Source organism: Streptomyces murinus (assembly GCF_002154555.1).
GTDB lineage: Bacteria > Actinomycetota > Actinomycetes > Streptomycetales > Streptomycetaceae > Streptomyces > Streptomyces murinus.
In genome coordinates, this window is sequence record NZ_MUNF01000959.1 from 1 (window position 1) to 1,588 (window position 1,588).

The following is a 1,588-nucleotide window of genomic DNA, read 5'->3' on the forward strand; positions in this document are numbered from 1 at the left end:
CCCCGACCACCGGGACGAGGAACTCATCCGCCAACTGGCCTGGGACACACCGCTGTCCGAGGAGGGCTGACCGGTCGGCCCGCGCGCGAAAGTGCAAGAGGCGGCGCACGGGAGTCCATTGCCGGGACACCGCCGGAGGTTGATCGTTCCGTGGGACCGGACCTTCGGCATCACCTCCGGCATCACCTTCGGCAACGAGGAGCATCCGTGCGACTGTTGAGCAGAGCGGGCGGCGCCATGGCCGCGACCGTCGCCCTCGTCCTGGGCGCCGCCACCGCGTCCCCGGCGTCCGCCGCCCCCGCCTACACCGTCACCGTGGGCAGCCCGGTGCCCTTCCCGTACCCCACGGACACTCCCGCGAGCCCCTTCCTCGACCGGGACGGCACCTTCCACTACCAGCAGTCCGCCGCCCTGTACGGCGCGAACGACCCCCGCAGCTGGGACTTCTACACCGGCACCGACTTCGACACCGCCGCCTTCGACAGCGCGCTGAGCACCGCGGTGAACCCGGCCGACCCCGCCGACCGCAACGACGACACCACCGCGCGCTGCGACAGCAGCCCCACCGGCCGCGAGGCGAGCGACCCCCCGGCCGGATCGGGCTACTCCCAGAAGAACTACTGCGACCTGTCCGGCGTGTGGGTCGACCCCGACACCGGCGACTGGTACGGCCTGGTCCACAACGAGTTCACGCCCCAACCCTTCGGCGACGGGCTGCACTTCGACGCCATCGACTACGCCGTCTCCACCGACCGGGGCCGCACCTGGACCATCGAGGACCATGTCATCACGTCCCCGTTCAGCACCGTGCGCGGGGACACGGCCGCCTTCCCGAACCAGACGTACGACTACGGCGACGGCGACCAGCGCCTGTTCGTGGACACCGCCTCCGGCTACTTCTACGTCTATTACGGCTCCCGGATCGTGGACAAGAAGGGCGGCTGGAAGGCCTTCTACGAGCATGTCGCCCGCGCCCCGATCGCCGAGCGGATGGCCCCCGGCTCCTGGCGCAAGTGGTACGACGGCGCCTGGTCCCAGCCCGGCACCGGCGGCAAGGAGAGCAACATCGTCCCCGTCGACGCCGACCACCCCACCGGGCACACCCCCGCCGCCGCCGAGTACGACCCGGCGAACACCGGCACCACGGCCGAACAGATCGCGGCCGGCAAGACGCCCCCGACCTCCCCGCTGTTCGTGATGAACATCGCCTACGACGCCTACCTCGGGCTGTACATCGGCGAACCGCAGGCCGTCGACCAGAGCGGGAACGCGCCGCAGTACCTCTACGCCACCGACGACCTCGCCACCCAGAAATGGCATCTGATCGGCGACACCGGCGGCTACACGACCGCCTCCTGGTACCGCTGGTTCCTCGACGGCGCCAACCGCACCAGCTCCGCCATCGTGGGCCGCACCTTCCGCTCGTACTGCTCCTTCGGCTGCGCGCACGGCGCCGACGGCGAGTACGTCGACCTCACCCTCGACGCCACCGCGCCCGCGGCCCCGCCCGTGGCCACCGGGCACCGCTACCGGATCGCCGCGGGCACCGGCCGTGTCCTCGCCCAGAACCTGTCGCGTATACACATCT

General features: G+C 71.0%; 1 pseudogene. It reads left to right on the forward strand.

From position 1 onward, the window contains the following. Positions 1 to 207: 207 nt before the first annotated feature. A pseudogene (locus CCN72_RS36910) lies at positions 208 to 1,588 on the forward strand (RICIN domain-containing protein); the annotation flags it as partial.